This window comes from Sphingobium sp. PNB, from assembly GCF_019873065.1.
GTDB classification, from domain to species: Bacteria; Pseudomonadota; Alphaproteobacteria; order Sphingomonadales; family Sphingomonadaceae; genus Sphingobium; species Sphingobium fuliginis.
The window spans coordinates 1-712 of sequence record NZ_JAINEZ010000232.1 but is presented as its reverse complement, the minus strand read 5'-3'; the positions used below and the strand labels follow the sequence as shown (position 1 = coordinate 712).

The 712-nt window shown below is 67.7% G+C and carries 1 protein-coding gene; it reads right to left on the bottom strand.

Annotated features, from left to right (window positions below; genetic code table 11):
- A partial coding sequence (locus K7W03_RS27570; RefSeq protein ID WP_222888146.1) for an MFS transporter occupies nt 1–712 on the bottom strand: 712 nt, incomplete at both ends.

The window sequence follows — 712 nt, the reverse complement described above, 5'->3', positions numbered from 1 at the left end:
TCCCAGCACGGCCCCGCCCGCCAGCACCGCCGCGGCGATCAGGAAGGCGCTGCCGATGAAGGGCAGCAGCGGCTTCGCGCCCACCGACAGGGAATAGACCGTGCCGAAGAACAGCGGCGACACGATGCCCGCGATGGAGCCGACGCTGTTGTTCGCGCCCTGCAACTGGCCCTGTTCGGATTCCGACACGCGCTGCGTCATCAGCGACTGGATGGTCGGCATGGCAAGGCCCCAGAGCGCGTTGGGGAACATCGCCGCGACGAACAGCCAGCCGGTCGGCGCCATCCCCATCGCGAAAATCCCGACCGCGCCGAAGCCAAGCCCGATCACCATGGTCGTGCGGTCGCCCAGCCGCTTCACCACCGGCCCGACCAATATTCCCTGCACGCCCATGTCCATCAGGCCGACCAGCGCCAGCAGCGTCCCCACCTGCCACGCCCCCCAGCCATAGCGGTCCCCCGCATAAAGCACGAACACGGCGGAGAAGAGGTGATGCGCGAAATAAAGCAGGAAATTGACCACCGCCAGGCTCGACAGCTCGGGATGCGACCGCAGCAGCCGCAGCGCCCCGAACGGATTGGCCCGCTTCCACGAAAAATCCATCCGCTTGTCGCCGGCCAGCGATTCCGGCAGCACGAACAGCCCGTAGAAAAAGGCCAGCCCCGACAGCCCCGCCGCCGCCCAGAAGGGCGCCCGCAGCGAAATCTCCCCC